At 67.2% G+C, this 18,834-nt stretch carries 17 protein-coding genes; 12 read left to right on the top strand and 5 right to left on the bottom strand.

What is annotated here, in order from left to right:
- The 5 genes from QZ994_RS12145 to QZ994_RS12125 all read right to left on the bottom strand — a co-directional run.
- Window positions 1-2,674 (bottom strand): type VI secretion system Vgr family protein (locus QZ994_RS12145; RefSeq protein ID WP_290871722.1); only part of this gene is annotated, 2,674 nt, incomplete at its 3' end.
- A gap of 117 nt (window positions 2,675-2,791) precedes the next feature.
- Window positions 2,792-3,700, bottom strand: a complete 909-nt coding sequence (locus QZ994_RS12140; protein ID WP_290871720.1) for a M14 family murein peptide amidase A — start codon at window positions 3,698-3,700, stop codon at window positions 2,792-2,794.
- Window positions 3,701-3,737: 37 nt separating this feature from the next.
- Window positions 3,738-4,313, bottom strand: a complete 576-nt coding sequence (gene ruvA, locus QZ994_RS12135; RefSeq protein WP_290871718.1) for a Holliday junction branch migration protein RuvA — start codon at window positions 4,311-4,313, stop codon at window positions 3,738-3,740.
- Window positions 4,314-4,343: 30 nt separating this feature from the next.
- Window positions 4,344-5,006 carry a response regulator transcription factor gene (locus tag QZ994_RS12130; protein ID WP_290871716.1) on the bottom strand — a complete coding sequence of 221 codons (663 nt, stop codon included), beginning with the start codon at window positions 5,004-5,006 and terminating at the stop codon, window positions 4,344-4,346.
- A gap of 36 nt (window positions 5,007-5,042) precedes the next feature.
- A complete protein-coding gene (locus QZ994_RS12125; protein WP_290871714.1) occupies window positions 5,043-7,160 on the bottom strand; it encodes an ATP-binding protein in 2,118 nt (705 codons plus the stop codon).
- A 130-nt stretch (window positions 7,161-7,290) separates the two neighbouring features.
- Between QZ994_RS12125 and QZ994_RS12120 the strand changes: the two genes are divergently transcribed.
- The 12 genes from QZ994_RS12120 to QZ994_RS12065 all read left to right on the top strand — a co-directional run.
- Complete coding sequence (locus QZ994_RS12120) at window positions 7,291-8,391, top strand: PhoH family protein (RefSeq protein WP_290871713.1); 1,101 nt, start codon at window positions 7,291-7,293, stop codon at window positions 8,389-8,391.
- Between the two features lie 54 nt (window positions 8,392-8,445).
- Window positions 8,446-8,892, top strand: a complete 447-nt coding sequence (ybeY, locus tag QZ994_RS12115; protein WP_290871711.1) for an rRNA maturation RNase YbeY — start codon at window positions 8,446-8,448, stop codon at window positions 8,890-8,892.
- A 235-nt stretch (window positions 8,893-9,127) separates the two neighbouring features.
- Window positions 9,128-9,496: a response regulator gene (locus QZ994_RS12110; RefSeq protein ID WP_290871709.1), complete on the top strand. Its 369-nt coding sequence runs from the start codon at window positions 9,128-9,130 to the stop codon at window positions 9,494-9,496.
- A 7-nt stretch (window positions 9,497-9,503) separates the two neighbouring features.
- Window positions 9,504-10,622, top strand: a complete 1,119-nt coding sequence (locus QZ994_RS12105; protein WP_290871707.1) for a methyl-accepting chemotaxis protein — start codon at window positions 9,504-9,506, stop codon at window positions 10,620-10,622.
- A gap of 125 nt (window positions 10,623-10,747) precedes the next feature.
- On the top strand, window positions 10,748-11,116 hold the full coding sequence (locus tag QZ994_RS12100) for a response regulator (RefSeq protein WP_290871705.1): 369 nt from the start codon (window positions 10,748-10,750) through the stop codon (window positions 11,114-11,116).
- Between the two features lie 245 nt (window positions 11,117-11,361).
- Window positions 11,362-13,290, top strand: a complete 1,929-nt coding sequence (locus tag QZ994_RS12095; protein WP_290871703.1) for a methyl-accepting chemotaxis protein — start codon at window positions 11,362-11,364, stop codon at window positions 13,288-13,290.
- 68 nt (window positions 13,291-13,358) lie between these two features.
- Window positions 13,359-14,987: a chemotaxis protein CheW gene (locus QZ994_RS12090; protein WP_290871701.1), complete on the top strand. Its 1,629-nt coding sequence runs from the start codon at window positions 13,359-13,361 to the stop codon at window positions 14,985-14,987.
- Between the two features lie 30 nt (window positions 14,988-15,017).
- Window positions 15,018-16,109 (top strand): chemotaxis-specific protein-glutamate methyltransferase CheB, encoded by a 1,092-nt coding sequence (gene cheB / locus QZ994_RS12085; protein WP_290871699.1) that lies wholly within the window; start codon window positions 15,018-15,020, stop codon window positions 16,107-16,109.
- A gap of 19 nt (window positions 16,110-16,128) precedes the next feature.
- On the top strand, window positions 16,129-16,761 hold the full coding sequence (locus tag QZ994_RS12080) for a HEAT repeat domain-containing protein (protein ID WP_290871697.1): 633 nt from the start codon (window positions 16,129-16,131) through the stop codon (window positions 16,759-16,761).
- On the top strand, window positions 16,758-17,621 hold the full coding sequence (locus QZ994_RS12075; RefSeq protein WP_290871695.1) for a protein-glutamate O-methyltransferase CheR: 864 nt from the start codon (window positions 16,758-16,760) through the stop codon (window positions 17,619-17,621). Before QZ994_RS12080 ends, QZ994_RS12075 begins: the two co-directional genes overlap by 4 nt.
- Window positions 17,618-18,034, top strand: a complete 417-nt coding sequence (locus QZ994_RS12070; RefSeq protein WP_290871693.1) for a response regulator — start codon at window positions 17,618-17,620, stop codon at window positions 18,032-18,034. Before QZ994_RS12075 ends, QZ994_RS12070 begins: the two co-directional genes overlap by 4 nt.
- On the top strand, window positions 18,031-18,834 hold an 804-nt coding region (locus tag QZ994_RS12065), incomplete at its 3' end, for an Hpt domain-containing protein (RefSeq protein WP_290871691.1). The genes QZ994_RS12070 and QZ994_RS12065, both read left to right, overlap by 4 nt.

Raw genomic sequence — 18,834 nt, 5'->3', positions numbered from 1 at the left:
CGGCGCTGAGGGTGATGCTGTCGCTGGCCTGGATGCGGATTTCGTCGGTGGTGCTCTGGATCGTCAGGTCCTGGTCTGACCACACTTGCTGTGCGTCGGTGTGGGCGCGCAGGCTCAAGGGGCCGTTGGCCGTGATGGCCTGGATGCCGCCTGCGTGGGTGTAGAGGCTGGTCGTTTGACCGCTCACGCTGCTGAAGGTGTGGGCGCTGGTGAGGTGGGCGTCGCCTTGCATGGTCAGGCTGGTGTCTTGCCCACTGAAGAGGCTGAGGCTGGCCGGGGTCACGAAGGCCGCGGTGCTCGGGGTGTCGAGGTGCAGCAGGGGTTTGGCGAAGCGCTCCACCGGGTCTTGCAGGGTGCGGCTGCCCGGCTGGGCCTTCTTGGCCTCCTGGCCGCCCACGCTGCCGGGCCATTTGCCCAGGGCGGCTGGGTCCATGGCCTCGGCGTGCTGTTGCAGGGCTTGGGCTGCATCGAAGCTGGCCAGGCCTTGCGCGCCTTGTTGTTTGGCGCTCTGGCTCAGGGTCTCGCCCAGCTGGCGGGCTGCGCTGAGCTGGGCCACGGCCTCGGCGGCGTCCATCTGGGTGCTTTGCACGCTGCTGCCTTGGGCGGGGCGGGCACTGGTGCTCAGCAACAGGCCTTGGCCTGCGCGCACCACGGCCCAGCCTTCAGTGTGGCCGTAGAAGCCTTCGCCCAGCCACTGGCCGCGTTGGGCGTGGCCGGCGCCGCCCTGCCCGCTTTGCTGGATGAGGTGGCCCAGGCTGAGTTCGCTCCAGCCGGTTTGCGCACCGTGGCTGGCCAGGCGCATGCGCAGCTGGCCGGTGGCGTCGTCGATCAGCCATTGGTTGGCGCCGGCTTCGTCGAGGTGGCTGTGGTGCCAGCCTGAGACGGTCCCGGGGTGGTTGGCGCCAGAGTCAAGGCCTGCTGGCCAGGGCAGGTCATGGGCGCCGTTGTGCAGCTGGCCGATCACCAGGGGACGGTCGATGTCGCCGTCCACAAAGTCGACCAGCACCTCGGTACCAGCCCTGGGCGTGAACACCGCGCCCCAGTTGGCGCCGGCCACGCTTTGGGCCACGCGCACCCAGGTGCCGCTGGTGGCGTCGCCGGGGGCGTGCCCGGTCTCGGATCCGGCCAGGGTGGTGGGGGCGTTCAACGCCCCGGCCAGGGGCCGTGCGCCCCGCTGCCATCCGAACTGGATGCGGATGCGGCCGTCTCGGTCGGTGGTGAGGGGCTCGCCCTCGCTGGCCACCACCACGGCGGTCTGCAGACCAGGGGCGGTGGGCTGGGCCACGGGCGGCGGCACAAGGCGTGCTGTGGCGGGTGCGGCCACGAAGCGGTTGCGGTAGCCGCCCTTCTCCAGCGTGGCGGCCTGCAGCAGGTGTGCGGCTTCCGATCCCAGGTTGTTGGCCGCCTCGTGGGTCACGCTGAGCACACGGAAGGTGGCCGCATCGGCACCTTGTTGCGCCAGCATGCCCAAGCCATAGAGGCTGTGCTCGGTCAGGGTGAAACGGGCACCTTCGTGCAAGGGCCGCACGGCGCTCTCGCCCTGCGCCTGGCGGTGGGCCAGTTCGTGGGCGGCCATCAGGGCCTGGGCGCGGGCTTCGGCCACGGCGCTGCTGGCGGGTTGTTCGGTGGTGACCCGGCCCTCGGCGTGCTGGCGTTCGCCATGGCCACGGTAGTCTTCGAGCGGGGGCACGGCGCCGTGATCGCCCTGGGCCAGGGCTTGGGCGGCCACGCCAGCCAGCTGGCGCTCGTCCCAGGCCGCGAGGGTGACGGCATTGGGCGTGACGCGCTGGCCCACGCGCCAGGCGGTCACGGTGTCGGTCACAAAGCCCAGGTCAAACAGGCCTGTGCCCAACAGCCCACCGCCGCGCTGTTCGGGCGTGCCAAAGCGCAAGGGCCCCAGGTCGGGGACCTCGGCCTGGGCGTCGAAGATGACCAGGGTGTGGCGGGCCGCACGGGCACCCGCCATGACATCAGGGGCGGCTTCCTCGGCCCCGGCGACCGTCAAACCCTGGTGCACCAGGCGACAGCTCCAGCCTTCCTGCGCCATGAGGCGCTGGGCAAACTGCCAGTCGCTCTCGCGGTACTGGGTGGTGATGGCCCGCAGCGAGCTGGGCGCCGTCACGTCGAACTGGAAGTTCGCCTGCGGGTAGGCCTTGAAGACCTCGGTCACGATGTCTTGCGCGGTCTGGTCCTGGAAGATGCGGGTGTCGCGGCGGTGTTGCAACCAGTGCGTCCACGCGGCCAGGTTCAATCGGTAGCGGGCCAGGCCGCCGTCGGCGCCCAGTTGGGCCGCACGCGCCACGTAGCCATGCCAGTGGCGCCAGCTGCCATCCGCCTGCTTGAGGCGCAGTGTGACCTGCTCGCCCTGCAAGGCCTTGAGTTCCAGGTAGGCGCTGGTGCTCAGGCAGTCGACCTCCGCCCACAAGGGTTCATCGGCGTGGACGGCTTCGGTCAAGCTCAGGCGCTCGACCACCAGGGTGGCCGAGGCCAGGGCGGTTTCGATCTGGATGAGGCGGGTGGCCTGGCCGATGCTCAGCGCGGCCTGCAGACGAGAGACGAGTCCGCCGAAAGCCCCCCCCAGGGCATCACCCAGGCTGGCGCCCAAGGCGGACGTGAGGCCGGAAGCGGACGCGCCAAAGCCGGGCGCCCCTGCGCCGAACGACGAGAGGTTCATGAAAGCTCACCTGGGTTTTTATAGGTATGGCTTTCTATTGTCCGTGTCCGGGCGGGCTTGCCGCCCCCTCCCTGGAGGGGATCGGGTAAGCAAGCCCCTCAAACGCAACAAAACGCTTCAGCCAGCACCCAGGCGATCGGCCGTCCAGCGCAGCAGGTCCAGCCACATCTGGCGCACCTCGCCATCCTGCGGCGTGCGGATGGCACTGGGCAGCTCGATGGTCACGACGGGCACCTTCTTGTGGACGCCGCCGTAGTTGCCCAGGCTGCCGGGGAAGATGCCGACCTGGTCAAGGTAGAGCCGGCCCAGGCGCTGCGGCGCCGCCACCGGGCCATCGAAGTCCAGAACACCATAAGGCGCATGCACCGAGACGATGAGGTTGGGTTTCCAGCGCTCCATCTCGTCGTGCAGCCACTTCGATTCGGGCTCCGACAGGGGCTGTGGCCCAGGGTAGCGCCGCGGGTCGTTCTTCGTGCGCTGACTCCAGTAAACGGGGGCTTCCTTGTCCCAGTCGGGCGTGGGGAAGTTGCGGTTCAGGTCCACGCCATGGGCGTTGGTGCGCGTGGGCTTTTCGCGCAGCATGCCGTCGGGGTTGACCAGGGGCACAAAGCGCCAGTGGATGTTGGACGGCGTTTCCTGCGCCCAGGGGATCCAGCGCAGCACCAGGGCGGTCGACGAGGGTTCGTCGCCATGGATGCCACCGATGACCAGCACCCGCAGGCGCGCCTTGGGCGCAACCACATCGCGCTGCAGCAGGGGGCTGCCCCGGACCGAGCGCGCGGGCCCTTCGGCCAAGCGCGCCTGGGCACAGACGACAGGCGTGATGCTGGGCAGGCGCTGGGCTGCCTGCTGACAGAAGGTGGCCGCGGTGAACCGGGGCCAGGCCTCCGCTTTCGGGGTGGACACGGGTGCGGAAGGCGCCGCCAGGCCGTGGGGCATCGGCCCCCACGGCGCCAGGCCAGACAGACAGATCAGGCCGACACCGCGAAGCGCAGGCAGCAGGCGAAAACGGCGGACGAGCAGCATAGCCCGCCATCATGCCGTGAAAACCCGCGGTGGCGGCTCAGCGCGCCAGGGCCTTGAGCGCCTGCTTGATGCCCTCGCTGACCGACACGTCGGCCGGCAGCGCCTTGAGTGCCAACTGGGCCTCCTTGTCGGAGTAACCCAGGGCGATCAGCGCCTGCAGGATGTCGCTCTGCTTGTCGCTGACCACGGCAAAGCCCGGGATGGCCAGGGCCGGCGCCAACTTGCCCTTGAGCTCGAGCAGCAGGCGCTCGGCCGTTTTCTTGCCGATGCCGGGCACCTTCACCAGGCGGGACGCGTCCTGCGCGGCAACGGCCTGGGCCAGTTCGTCGGCGGCCAGGCCCGACAGCAAGGCCAGGGCGATGCGCGGGCCCACGCCGCTGATCTTGATCAGCTCACGGAAGGACTCGCGCTCGGCGGCCGTCAGGAAGCCATAGAGCAGCTGGGCGTCTTCGCGCACGATGAACTGGGTCAGCAGCGTCACGCGGGCGCCCAGCTCGGGCAGGTTGTAGAAGGTGCTCATGGGCACCGAGACTTCGTAGCCGACGCCGTTGACGTCGACCAGCACATGGGGCGGGGCTTTTTCGGCCAGCAGCCCGGTCAAGCGAGAGATCATGCGTGCAGACGGTGAGAACGGTCCGCGGGCTCAGCGACGGAACAGGCCCAGGCGCTGGGCTTCGAGCGCGGCTTCGGCACGGGACGACACATTGAGCTTGCGGTAGATCTGCTTGACGTAGTCGGCAATGGTGTGGCGCGACAGGTTGAGCTGCAGACCGATCTCGGGCAGGGTGAAGCCCTTGGCCACGCGCAGCAGGACCTCGTTTTCGCGGTCGGTGAGCTGCACATGCGGCGTCACGGTATCGGGCTGCAGCGGAGGCTGCAGGCGAGCCTGGGCCGTGAAGTACTGGATCACGCGGCGGGCGATCGAGGGCGACAGCGGTGGCTCGCCCTGGCTGATGCGGTGCAGCTGTTCCGACAGCTGTTCGCGCGACTGCTCTTTCAGCAGGTAGCCGAAGGCGCCGGCCTGCAGGGCGGGGAAGAGGTGGTCGTCGTCGTCGTGGATGGTGACCACCACCGACTGCACATCGGGCTGCTTCTCGCGCAGGGCCTGCACGACCTCGACGCCGGAGCCATCGGGCAGGCCGAGGTCGACCATGGCCACGTCGAAACGGATGGCGTTGACGAGTTCGAGCGCATCGTGGATGCGCGAGGCCTCGCTGATCTGCGCGCCCGGAAAGACCTGCAGGGCCAGGGTCTTGAGCCAGGCACGGATTTCGGGCAGGTCTTCAAGGAGAAGGATTTGCTTCATGTCGGACGACCTCACTACGTTGTAAAGGATGCTGGCTCAATGCCCACGGGCACCGCTGCGCATGCTAGCAGTGCCACCCCCGATGGCGACAGCACCCGCGCGAACTTGTTGCACGGTGGCCATCTCCAGTGGCAGGGTCAAGCGGATCACGGTGCCGAAGCCCGGCCCGGATTCCACCAGGCACTGGCCGCTGAGCTGCTTGGCACGGTGCTTCATGCTGGTCATGCCGTGGCCCCGGTCCAGGCGGCCATCGAGCTCCAGCGGGATGCCCTTGCCATTGTCCTGAATCACGAGCACGAATTCGTGGTGGTCGAGCAAGACGTCGACCGAAATCACGACATGCGAGGCGCAGCTGTGCTTGATGACGTTGCTCACGGCTTCACGCAGGATGCGGGTGGTCTGCACATAGGTGCGCGACGACAGCGGCTCTTCGATGGTGTCGTTCGGGTTGCGCCACTCGCACTCGATGCCGGCCTGACCCAGGCGGGAGACGACCTCGGCGCGCCAGTCGGCCAGGGCGTCGGACAGCACCATGGGCTTGCCGGTGAGGCCACGCACCGACAGGCGCATCTCTTCCAGCGCCTCGCGGGCCAGGGTGGAGATGCGGTCGTTGTCGGAGGTGTGCACGATTGTGAGCAGCTTGGCCCCCAGGTCGTCGTGCAGGTCGGCGGCGATGCGCTTGCGCTCCTTCTCGGCGATCTGCTCGACGCGCAGTTCGGCGATCTGGTTGAAGTTGCGCTCGATCTCGCCCGAGATCTCCTGCACGCGCTTTTCCAACTGGGCACGGGCGCCTTCGGCCGTCTGCAGGGCGCGGGCGTAGACCTGGATCAGGCGCACCGCCACGGCGGTGTAGAGCAGCGGCATCACGAAATGGGTCACGTGCACGCCCCACAGGCGCAAGAGGCCGTTCTGGTAAGACAGCTCGATGCCCAGCACCGCAGCCACGACGCCCAGGGTCACGCTCATCAGCCAGAACTCGGTGCGGCGGCCCTTGCCGGCTTCCCACAGGAAAAAGCCGATGGCCACAAACACCTCGAGCGCAAAGAGCACGTACCAGACGCGCGAGCCCAGGAAGAGCTGATCAGGGCCCGCGAGCAGCAGGCTCACGGGCAGCAGCACGCACTGGGCCCAGAGCACCGCATTGATCTGGGTGTTGCGCTTGCCGCTGGCGGCCAGGCGCAGCCCCTGCCCGGCATACCCCAGCAGGAACTTGATGGCGAAGGCCGTCATGGGCGCGAACATCAGCGCGATGAGGACCTCCATGGCCGCATTCGGCATGGGCACGTCCATGGGCCAAAGGCGGCCGGTCATGGCGGCCCAGCCCAGGGTCAACAGGCCGAAGTGCAGCAGGTAGCCGACCTTGCGCACCCAGGCCATGCCCAGGGCAAACACGCCCAGCACCGCCAGGATGCCGCCCAGGATCTGGGCGATGGTGGTGGTCCAGAAATGGTGTTCTTCGTAGATCTGGCGGACATCGGCCAGGGGGCCGACACGCACCGCGGCCAGGCCACCGGCACGCTGGCGCGCCGTGACCCGGTTGACCGGGTAGCCCACGACCTTCAGGTCGAGCGTGTTGGTGCCGGCCTTGAGCAGCGCCGCAGGCAGCACCACCACATGGGCGCCATAACAGTTGCGCGTGTAGGGCGGGCTCATGCGGCCCCCGCGGTAGATCACCTGACCATTGAGCTGCACCTCGACGTTGGAGCAGGCACGCTCGATGTAGAGGCCCTGGAGAGCATCCGTGCCCGCCTTGTCGTTGTCCAGCTGGAATCGGTACCAGACCGCGCCCTGGTAACCGGGCTGGGTGCTGGACCACTCATCAGGCAGGTTGAGCAACTGCCCCGGTACGCCCAAGGGGAAGCGGGCCGCTTCGCTGGGCACCGCCCAGGCCTGCTCAAGGGTGTGCACGGTGCCATCGTCGGCGGCCGCAGCCCCCGGGTGGCTGATGCGAACGGCCTCCTGGTTCAGCGCCAGCATGGCGTAGCCCGCAGCCACCGCCAGGATCAGGCCCAGCAAGAGGATGCCGAACAGCCGCCGGTTGGCCGCTGGCGAACGCCCGATGGCGCCAGACGACACCGCCACGCGCTCGGACGAGGACGGCGAGGCCCGGAAACCCTGGGCCACGTACTGCCACCAGCGATGCAGGAAGATCAAAGGACAACTCCGAAGCCCGGCCTGGACACACCCCAGGCCCAGGCAAGCCCCCATTTTCGCCAGATATGTCACGCCCTGAAACGCGTGGCAGGCGACAATTTGCCTGCTTTCTCTCGTTTCCAGGGTTTTCATGCAACTGCGCCACAGCTTCCTGCCACTCGACAACACCCGCCTGGCCCATTTGTGCGGCCCGCTGGACGCCCACCTGCGCCAGGTGGAGGCCGCCTTCGGGGTGACGATGGCCCGGCGAGGCGAGCACTTCCGCGTGGAAGGCGCCCGGGGCGTGCCGCAACAGGTGATCGAGCTGCTGGACGCGCTCTACGCGCGGGCCGACAAGCCCATCAGCGAAGAGATGGTGCAGCTGGCCATCACCGGCGTGCTGGCCGCGGCCAAGCGCGCCCGCACCCAGCGCAAGCTGGAAGGCGCTGCCGCCGCGGCCGAGCCCGAGGTGATCGCCCTGCCCGACGAGCCCCCCGAGGGCCCGACCCTGCACACGCGCCGCGCCGACCTGCAGGGCCGCACGCCCAACCAGGTCGGCTACCTGCGTCACATCCTGGCCCACGATCTGAGCTTCGGCATCGGCCCGGCCGGCACCGGCAAGACCTTCCTGGCCGTGGCCTGTGCGGTCGATGCCCTGGAGCGCAGCGCCGTGCAGCGCATCATCCTGACCCGCCCGGCGGTGGAGGCCGGCGAACGCCTGGGCTTCCTGCCCGGCGACCTGACGCAGAAGGTGGACCCCTACCTGCGTCCGCTCTACGACGCGCTCTACGACCTCATGGGCTTTGACCGCGTGACCAAGGCCTTCGAGAAAGGCCTGATCGAGATCGCGCCCCTGGCCTTCATGCGCGGGCGCACGCTCAACCACGCCTTCATCATCCTGGACGAGGCGCAGAACACCACGCCCGAGCAGATGAAAATGTTCCTCACCCGCATCGGCTTTGGCTCGCGCGCCGTGGTCACGGGAGACGTGAGCCAGATCGACCTGCCCCGAGGCGCCCGCAGTGGCCTGATCGAGGCCGAGCGCATCCTCAAAAAGGTCAAGGGCGTGTCTTTCAACCGCTTCACGGCAGCGGATGTGGTCCGCCACCCCCTGGTGGCCCGCATCGTCGAGGCCTACGATGCCGCCCAGGCCAGCGAACCCGACACGCCGCGCAATGGCGCGTCCAGCCATGGCCGCCGCGGTCGCCACGACGACCTGGACGACATCCCTTCGCCCTCGGCCCTGAGCTGAGCCTGCCGCGGCCATTTCACCGTTCCACCGCCCCGCATCGCACCGACCTCCTTCATGAGCACCCGCCCCGACCTGAGCCTGAGCCTGCAGTTCGCCGACAAGCGCCACCGCGACACCCTGCCCCGCCACCGCGTCATCAAATGGCTGCGCGCCGCACTCGAGGCCGATGCGGAACTGACCGTGCGCCTGGTCGACGCCGAAGAGGGCCAGGCCCTGAACCGCGACTACCGCCAAAAAGATTACGCCACCAATGTGCTGACCTTCGATTACGCGCAGGAGCCTGTGGTCATGGCCGACCTCATCCTCTGCGCGCCCGTGATCGAGCAGGAAGCCAGGGACCAGGGCAAGACGCTGGAGGCCCACTACGCCCACATGCTGGTGCACGGTGCCCTGCACGCCCAGGGCTACGACCACATCGAAGACGACGAGGCCCAGTGCATGGAAGCGCGGGAGCGCGAAATCATGGCGGCGCTGGGCTTCGAAGACCCCTACGCAGGCTGAAGACCCGGCCCGCGTCGCGCCATCGTCCACATTCTGAACAGGACAGGCGATGGACGTGTGAAATGCGTGGCGCGCGATCCGTGATGCGCGTCACCAAAGCCCTGTTCTCCGTGCGCCAGGGCCTCCAGTTCCCTGAGGGGATGTCGACAAACCAGACCTGAGGTCACTGCGGCGCCGGACACCCGTCAGCCCGACCGTGTGGCCACCATGCTGGGACCCCCAACTGGGACGCACGATGAAAACCATATTCCTGGTCGACGACTCGCTCACCATGCTGATGAGCCTGAAGTCCAGTCTGGAGATCAGTGGCTTCAAGGTGGAAACCGCCTCCGACGGCAGCCAGGCGCTGGAGAAGCTCAAGGGGGGCCTCAAGCCCGACCTGATCATCACGGACATCCACATGCCCAACATGAATGGGCTGGAGTTCATCAAGCACGCCCGACAGACCCTGCGCTTCACGCCCATCCTGGCCCTGACCACCGAAGGCCAGGAAGCCAAACGGGACGAAGCGCGCAAGCTGGGTGCCACGGGCTGGATGCTCAAGCCTGTGGGCGGCTCCGAGCTGATCAAGGTCATCCAGCAAGTCGTCTCGCAACTGGCCTGAGACCACCATGGACAGCACCTGGTCCCCACCCCAAACCAGCGGTCAAGGCTCCGCACCGGCCGAAGAGGCCGCCTCCGCCAGCACGGGCTGGTGGGGCCGACTCTGGCTGAAGCTGCGGCCTCGGCGTCGACCTCGGATCGACGCAGACCTGCTGGAACAGCTCAAGGTCATGCAGCAGTGCTTTGCGATCCTGCAAGGCCACGTGCGTGCCGCCGAGGCATCGAGTTCCGTGGCGGTGCTGGAGATGGCCGAGCGCCTGGGCACCGTGCACGAGCGCTGCAATGCGCTGCAGGCCGAGCTCAGTTCGGCCGCCCAGCAAAGCCGCAACCTTTCCAACGACACGCTCAAACAGGCCGTGGCCCAGACGAACGCCCTGGGCTGCCTGCAGCAGCACGAACAGCATTACTCCCAGGCCCGAGGCGAACACCAGGCCCTGGTCAGCGCCTTGCTCGACCAGGTCAAACAGCTGACGCCGCTGGCCTCGCTGATTGCCAACATCGCCCGCCAGACCAACCTGCTGGCCATCAACGCGGCCATCGAAGCGGCCCGTGCAGGCCAGGAAGGTGCCGGCTTCAAGGTGGTGGCCGAAGAGGTGCGGCGCCTGTCGAACCAGACGGCCGATGCCGCCCAGCAGATCGCGCGCGGTATCCAGTCGGTGGCAGAGACCCATGGCCTGGCCCACGCCGGCAAGCCGCAGGAAGCGCTGGACATGAGCGCCCTGGACCAGATCGGTGACGAAATCCGCGAAATGGGCGCCCGACCGGGCGTCGTGGCCAGCCAGCTCAAGACGCTGTCGGAGGACATGGAAGCCTCGATGACCGTCGTGCGAGCCGACCTGATCGACGTGTTGGGGCACATGCAGTTCCAGGACATCAACCGACAGATGCTGGAGCAGGTGGACCGCTCGCTCGACGGCCTGGCCGCGCACTGTGACGGCATACGCCAGCAGGCCGAAATCGGGCAGCTGTCACCCACGCCCCCCAAGGCCCTGCAGCAGCTGATGGACGAGTGGCTGGGCCATTACGTGATGGACCAACAGCGCGCGGTGCACGTGACCGCCGCGCCCGCCAGCCGTGACAACAGGGACGATTTCACCCGCAACGCGCCCCCGATCGAGCTGTTCTGATTTCCCCGCAGCGCCGTGCTCAAGTTCCCACGCAGGGCGCCGATAACCGAACCAAGGGGATGGATGCACCCGGTGCATCACGGCCCCCTCAGGCTCTCGCAGCCACCGAAGGCAAGGCAGACGACATGAAAACCATCCTCCTGATTGACGACTCGGCCATCATGCTCAAGAGCATGGAGATCACGCTGAGCATGAACGGCTACGCGACGGCCACCGCCTCCGATGGCATCAAGGCCATCGAGCTGATCAACCAGGGCCTGAAGCCGGATCTGGTGCTCACGGACATCAACATGCCCAACATGGATGGCATCGCCTTCATCCGCGAAGCACGCAAGCTGTTGAAGTTCACGCCCATCATCGCGCTCACGAACGACGCGCGCGTGGTCAAGCGCCAGGAAGCCAAGAAGGAAGGCGCCACGGGCTGGATGATCAAGCCCGTGGGTGGCCAGGAGCTGCTGAAAATCGTCCAGCAGGTGATGCCTCGTACCGCCTGAAACCCGGATGTGGGCCCAGAAATCCCACGCATTTCGCGGCATTGCATCACGTCTCAAAAGGATGCAATGGCCACACTCTCTTCCATGTTGATCGGCGAGCCGCCCATGATGGGTACGCAGGCGTCGGGGACCAGACTGACCCAGTAAGGCCCCTCAATCGGACAGGTGAAGGGAGCCCAGGAGGGTCGAGATGTACCCCCGGCCCTGATCCACCGTGTTGACTCATTCGCTTGAGGAGCGTACTCATGTCACTCGTTCGCAAGTCTCGCCCATCGGAAGACTCTTCTCACTCCCTGCACGCCGTGCCGGGCGGCATCAGCAAGAGCGTGGCGCGTGACGCCGACGCCCAACGCAAGCGCGCCCGCACCCTCGCGAAGCAACAACAGGCCTCGGAGCGTGTTGCCGCCGCATCGAGTCAGCTGTCGTCTGGCATCAACGAAGCGGCCTCGGCCGCCGAAGAACTCAAGCGCGCTGCGCAGCAGATCGCCACGGGCGCCGAAGAGGCCTCGGGCGCCGCGCAGGAATCGCTGGCCGCCATCACACAGGTGGGCGGCGCCATCACCCGCCAGCTTGCCGCGGTCACGCAGGCTCAGCACATGGCAGATGGCATGCGCACCCTGGCCGGCACGATCAACGAAGACGTGCGCGCCACCATCAACAACGTGAGCATGGCCGCCGACCGCCAGGCTGAATCCGTCAAGATGGTCGCCGAACTGGAGCGTCAGGCAGCGAACATTGGCGACATCGTCAAGGCCGTGGCCCGCATCGCCGACCAGACCAACCTGCTGGCCCTGAACGCGGCCATCGAAGCCGCGCGCGCAGGCAAACACGGCAAGGGCTTTGCCGTGGTGGCCGACGAGGTGCGCACCCTGGCCGAAACCTCCGAAAAGAGCGCCAAGCAGATCCAGGAACTGGTGGGCCAGATCCAGGGCGAGGTGAAGGTCATCGCCGATGGCATCAACGAGTCGGCCGACGCCGTCAAGACCGAAGTCGAAAAGAGCGTGGTCATCACCGACCAGCTGGAGCAGATCCGCAACGACGCTGGCGAGATCGCCCAGGGCGCCGCCGAGATCGCCTCGGCCGCTGGGCAGAGCAACGTGGCCGCGCAGCAGGCCCTGAAGGGCGCTGAAGCCATCGCATCGGCCTCGCAGGAGCAATCCTCGGCGTGCGAAGAAGCCAACAAGACCGTCAACGAACAGACCGTCGCGCTGTCGGAATGCGAGCAGACCTCGCAGAGCCTGTCCGAACTGGCAGACGACCTGAAGAATTCGACCGACATCGCCAAGAGCGCCGAAGAAGTGGCCAGCTCGGCGGAAGAACTCTCCAGCGCCGTGCAGGAAATTTCCCGCTCGGCCAACCAGATCATGGTGGCCCTGGAGCAGATCCGCAAGGGCGCCCAGAGCCAGGCCGCCGCGACCACCGAGTCCGCCGCCGCCGTCACACAGATTGAAAAGGGCGCACAGGTCGCCGAGACCCGCGCGACCAAGGGCAACGAGCGCGCCGCCGCGATCAAGACCCTGATGGCCGACAACAAGAAGAACATCGACGGTCTCGTGGCCAGCATCAGCGCCGGCGTCGTCTCGACCCGCGAGAGCATCAAGCAGATCAAGGACCTGGAGCTGGTCAGCCGCAAGATCGACAAGATCGTCGATGCGATCACCCAGGTCTCCATCCAGACCAACATGCTGGCGGTGAACGGCAGCATCGAAGCCGCCCGCGCCGGCGAGTACGGCAAGGGCTTCGTGGTGGTGGCCACCGACATCCGCAACCTGGCACACGACTCGGCCGAGAACGCCGATCGCATCAAGGACATGGTCAAGTCCATCCAGGACCAGATCGCTTTCGTGGGCCGCGACCTCTCCGAGATCATGGGCGCCGCGTTGTCGGAAGTCGAGAAGACCAAGGCCATCACGGCCGCGCTGGTTCAGATCGAATCGAACGTGGGGCAGGTGGAACAGGGCAACCAGGAGGCCGTGGCCGCCGCCCAGGAAATCGTGGCCGCCCTGGCGCAGATCAAGGTGGGCGTCGAGCAGGTTTCGTCGGCCGCCCAAGAAGCCGAAAAGGCCGCCGAGCAAGCCGCCGCGGCCGCTCGCCAGCAATCGCAAGGTGCAGAGGAGCTGTCCGCAGCCATCGAGGAGATCGCCTCCCTGGCGGACGAACTGCAAAGCAACTGAGGCAGCGGGCGCGATGCCCGCACACAGCAGTCCATCCTCGTCCACCTCGATTCTGAAGGAGGTCCGCCATGAGCGAACCGACCACCCTGAACGACACCGACGCCGATGACGCCGAGGGCCACGACAACCAGTTCGTGACCTTTGCGGTCGCCGGCGAGATGTTCGCCGTGCCCATGGGGCCGGTGCAGGAAATCATCCGCGTGCCCGATGTGGCACGCCTGCCCCTGGCCCCGTCCACGCTGGACGGCCTGGCCAACCTGCGCGGCCGCGTGCTGCCCATCATCAACCTGCGTCGCCTGTTCAACTGCGATGACCGCGAGCACGATGACGCCACCCGCGCCCTCGTGATCAACCTGGGCCAGCCCCTGGGCTTCGTGGTCGACCGCGTGGCCAGCGTGCTGAGCGTGGAGGCCGACGAGATCGAATCGGCCACCGCCATCCAGAGCATCGTCGCGGCCGACTTCCTGACCGGCGTGATCAAGCGCCCGCGCCCTGACGGCGGCCAGGACCTGCTGATGACGCTGGACTTCGGCAAGCTGGTGGAGGCGCAGTTCGCCGCCATCGGCCAGGCCGCCAACGACGAGTTGCGCGGCAGCGGCGGCACGGGCTACGAGTCGGCCGAGCACGACCACGACGACAGCGAAGGCAGCAACGACGAACTGCGCCTGGTCTCCTTCTCGGTGGCCGAGCAGGAGTACGCCCTCGACATCGCCGACGTGCAGGAAATCGTGCAGGTGCCCGAGCACATCACGGCCATGCCCAATGTGGCGCACCACGTGCTGGGCGTGATCTCGCTGCGCCAGCGCCTGCTGCCGCTGGTGAGCCTGCGCGCCCTGTTCGGGCTGCCGCAGGAAGAGCTGAGCGAGCACCACCGCATCGTCGTGATCGCCTTGCCCGGCGGCCACCAGGTCGGTCTGGTGACCGATGCCGTCAAGGAGGTGCTCAGCGTGCCGCGCGCCCAGGCCGATGCCATGCCCGGCATCCTGGCCGACGACAGCGACATGCACGAGTTCTCGTCCATCTGCCGACTCGATGGCGGCAAGCGCCTCGTGTCCATCATCGCCACCGATCGCCTGCTGGGCCTCAGTGGCATCCGCGATGCCATCAGCGCCGCCCAGGGCGCAGAAGGCCTCACCAGCCAGAAGGAGTCCGACGTGAACGACCGTGTCGACAACGATGACAACGACAGCACCGACGACGACGCCCAGGTCGTGATCTTCCGCCTCGGCGCCGAGGAGTTCGGCGTGCCCATCATGAGCGTGCAGGAGATCGTGCGCGTGCCCGAGGTGCTGACCCGCGTGCCCAAGACGCCGGCATTCGTGGAGGGCGTGATCAACCTGCGCGGCACCGTGCTGCCGGTGATCGACCAGCGCAATCGCCTGGGCCTGGGCACCATCGAGCGCAACGACCGCCAGCGCATCATGGTTTACTTGCTGGCCGGCATGCGCACGGGCTTCATCGTCGACTCGGTGGCCGAGGTGCTGCGCATCCCCAAGAGCCAGATCGCCCGCGCCCCGGAGATGTCCGACGAACAGAGCCGCCTGATCAGCCAGGTGGCCAAGCTCGACGGCGACAAGCGCCTCGTGATGCTCATCGACCCGCAGCACCTGCTGCAAGGCCGAGAGATGAGCGATGTGTCCCGCATGGTCGGTGGCGACGGCGACGAGCCGGCGGCCGAACTGGCCCGTGCGGCCTGAAGGCAGTGATGACCACAGGAGCGATGTGACATGGCCAAAGTGCTCGTCGTCGACGACTCGGCATTGATGCGCCGGCTGATCACCAGCGTGCTCACCGGTGCAGGTTATGAAGTCCAGACCGCCAACAACGGCACCGACGGTGTCGAGAAGCTGGTGAGCTGGCAACCCGACGTCGTCACCCTGGACATCAACATGCCCGTGATGGACGGGCTCACCGCGCTCTCGCTCATGATGGCCGCGCGCCCCACGCCGGTCATCATGGTCTCCTCTCTGACAGAGGAAGGCGCCCTGGCCACCTTCGAGGCCCTGGCCCTGGGTGCGGTGGACTTCATCACCAAGCCGGGCGGCACGATCTCGCTGTCGATCGAAGACATCGAGGCCCAGCTGCTCGCCAAGGTCAAGGGTGCGGCCCGCGCCAAGCCCAAGGGCGCGGCCGTGGGTGGCAGCCAGCGCGCCAACAGCCCGCCCCCTAGGCCTGCACCGGTGGTGCGCACCCCGCCCAAGCCCCAGATCAGCAAGCCCGCGGCCGTGCCCGGCAAGGCCCATGGCGGCCTACACATCGTGTTGATCGGGGTGTCGACCGGGGGGCCCCGCACGCTGGAAGACATCCTGCCGAACCTGCCGGCCGACTTCCCTTGTGCCGTGATGGTGGCGCAGCACATGCCACCCAATTTCACCGACGCCTTTGCCAAGCGCATGGACCGCCTTTGCCAGATGCGGGTGCGCGAGGTCAGCCAGCCTCTGCCGCTGGAGCCTGGCCAGATCTACATCGGCAAGGGCGGCACCGACCTGGCCGTGGTGGAGCGCCTGGGCCGCCTGGTGGCCGCGCCCCGCCCGGAGACGCCGGGCCACCCCTGGCACCCCTCGGTCGACGTCATGGTCGACAGCGCCATGAAGCACCTGCCCGTGCACCAGCTCACCGGCGTGATGCTGACCGGCATGGGCAACGACGGCGCCGCCGCCATGAGCAAGCTCAAGCACCAGGGCGGCCGGACGATTGCCGAGTCCGAGGCCACGGCCGTGGTCTTCGGCATGCCGCAAGAACTGATCGACAAGAACGGCGCCACCGTGGTGCTGCCCTGCACCGAGATTGCGCGCCAGCTCAAAGGCTGGCTGCTTTGAACCCGAAAGGATGTGTCCCATGGCATTGCGAAAAGCCTCAGAACCCGCAGGACTGCGCCGCATCGAACCGCGGGACTACATCCGTGACGGTGCCGGCCTGACCGAGCAACTGCAGGACCCGGACGCCGGCACACGCCGCTGGGCGGCCCGGGACCTGGCCGAGCACCCCGGGCAGGACACCGTGGCCGCGCTGTGCTCGCACCTGCTGAAAGAGCAGGACGCCAGCGTGCGCGAGGTCATCTTCACCACCCTGACCTGCCTGGGCGGCAGCGACACGGTCGACGGCCTGCTGCCCCTGCTGCGCAGCGAAGACGCCAACCTGCGCAACAGCGCGATCGAAACGCTCTCCAGCCTGCCGGAACCGGTGGGCCCGCGCATCGACGCCCTGCTGAAGGACGCCGACCCGGACGTGCGCATCTTCACCGTCAACCTGCTGGGCGACCTGCGCCACCCCGAAGTCGGCCGCTGGCTCTCCACCGTGATGACGGAGGACCCTCACGTGAATGTGGTGGGCGCCGCCCTGGAGGTGCTGGCCGAAGTTGGCGCTCCCGGTGCCCTGCCCGCCCTGAAGCAAGCCCGCCTGCGCTTTGCAGACGACCCCTTCATCGGTTTTGCTGCCGACCTGGCAGAACAAAGAATCGAGGCCCCATGAAAGCCGCCGCCATGGAAAGGCAGCTGATCACGGAAGCCGACTTCGAGAAGTTCCGCGAGTACTTCTACCGAAAGACCGGCATCCAGTTTGACAGCGGCAAACGCTACTTCGTGGACAAGCGGCTTGTGGAGCGCATCGAAGCCACGGGGTCGGACAACTTCCGGGACTACTTCATCAAGCTGCGCTTCGAAGCCAGCGGCCAGGAGATGCAGGCCCTCGTGAACTGCATGACGGTCAACGAGACCTACTTCTTCCGCGAAAACTACCAGTTCGACTGCATGGTCAACCACATGCTGGACGAGCTCACGCAGACCAAGCGCCCCGGCTCACGCATCCGCATCTGGTCCATTCCCTCCTCCACCGGCGAGGAGCCCTACTCCATCGCCATCTACCTGCTGGAGCGCTGGGCCAAGATCGACCAGTACGACGTGGAGATCCTCTCCTCCGACATCGACACCACGGTGCTCGATGCCGCCCAGCGCGCGATCTACTCGCCCCGCTCGGTCGCCAACCTGCCCAAGCCCTACCTGCAGAAGTACTTCAAGGCCCAGCTCGATGGCGACTTCCGGCTCTCGCGCGACATCGTTGACGCCGTGGAATTCAGCCGCGTCAACCTCAGCGACCCGATGGACACACGGCGCTTCCGCGACATCGACCTGATCTTCTGCCGCAACCTGCTCATCTACTTCGATGACCTCTCGCGCCGCGTGGCGGCCGAGGCCATGTTCGATGCGCTGCGCCCGGGCGGCTTCGTGTGCCTGGGTCACTCGGAATCCATGAGCCGCATCTCGTCCCTGTTCAATATCCGTCGCTTTCCGGATGCGATGGTCTACCAGAAGCCCCTGGAGGAAAAGCGATGAGCCGCATCCTTGTTGTCGACGACGCCGCCACCGTGCGCATGTACCACCGCAAGATCCTCGGGGATGCCGGCTGGGAAACCGATGAGGCCATCAACGGCCTGGAAGCCCTGGAGAAGGTGCACAACCAGCCTGGCCACGAGCCCTTCGACCTCTTTGTGGTCGACATCAACATGCCCAAGATGGACGGCTACACCTTCGTGCGCGAACTGCGCCGGTATGTGGCCGCCCACCAGGCGCCCGTGATGATGGTCTCCACCGAAGCGCAGACTCAGGACACCTATGTGGCCTTCGATGCCGGCGCCAACTGCTACCTGGTCAAACCTGCCAAGCCCCAAGAGCTGGTCTTGACCGCCGCCCTGTTGCTGGGCGACACCCAGGCCGCCCTGAAGGCCGCCGAAGGAGTGAAGGCATGAACCAGACCGAACTGCTGGACCAATTCATCCAGGAAGCGCGCGAGTGCCTGGAACAGGTCGGCGAACGCCTGCTGGAAGTCGAAAAGGCGCCCACCGATGCGGCACTGCTCAACGACCTCTTCCGCCTGGTCCACACCCTCAAGGGCAACTGCGGGCTCTTCGAGTTCAAGCCCATGGAGCGCGTGGTGCATGCCGGCGAAGACCTGCTCGACCGCGTGCGCAACAACACCCTGTCCTACAACGACCACATCGCCGACGCCCTGCTCGAAGCCATGGACTTCACGGTGCAGATGGTCGATGAAATCGAAGAGACCGGCCAGATCGACCCGCAGGCCGATGGCCGCTCCCAGGCCGTGGCCACCCGCCTGCGTGAACTGCTGAACAATGGCGGCGTGCCACCGGGCCTGAGCGCCGCGGCCGCCCCGGCCACCAGCAGCGCACCCCACAGCGCACCGGCCACCGAAGCGCCTGCCGCCCAGCCTGCCCCCGACTGGCTCGCCCAGATCCCGGCCGAGCTGATCCAGGCCCACCCCAAGGCCGTCGCCTGGCGCTACACGCCCGAGGCCGAATGCTTCTTCAAGGGCGAAGACCCCTGGCTGCTGGCCAAGCAGGCCCCGGCCATCCTGCACCTCGGGATCGGGGCGCAGCAGGCCTGGCCCTCGGCGGCCGAGGTCGACTGCTACCGCTGCAACCTCGACCTCATCGGCCTGAGCGACGCGCCCATCGCCTACGTGAACGAGCACTTCCGCTACGTGCCGGAGCAGCTGGCCGTGTTCGACCTGGCCCTGCTGGCCGCCCCC

Origin of the sequence: Aquabacterium sp. (assembly GCF_021768455.1) — a bacterium.
Lineage (GTDB): Bacteria > Pseudomonadota > Gammaproteobacteria > Burkholderiales > Burkholderiaceae_C > Aquabacterium.
This window is presented reverse-complemented; position numbering and strand designations above follow the sequence as displayed.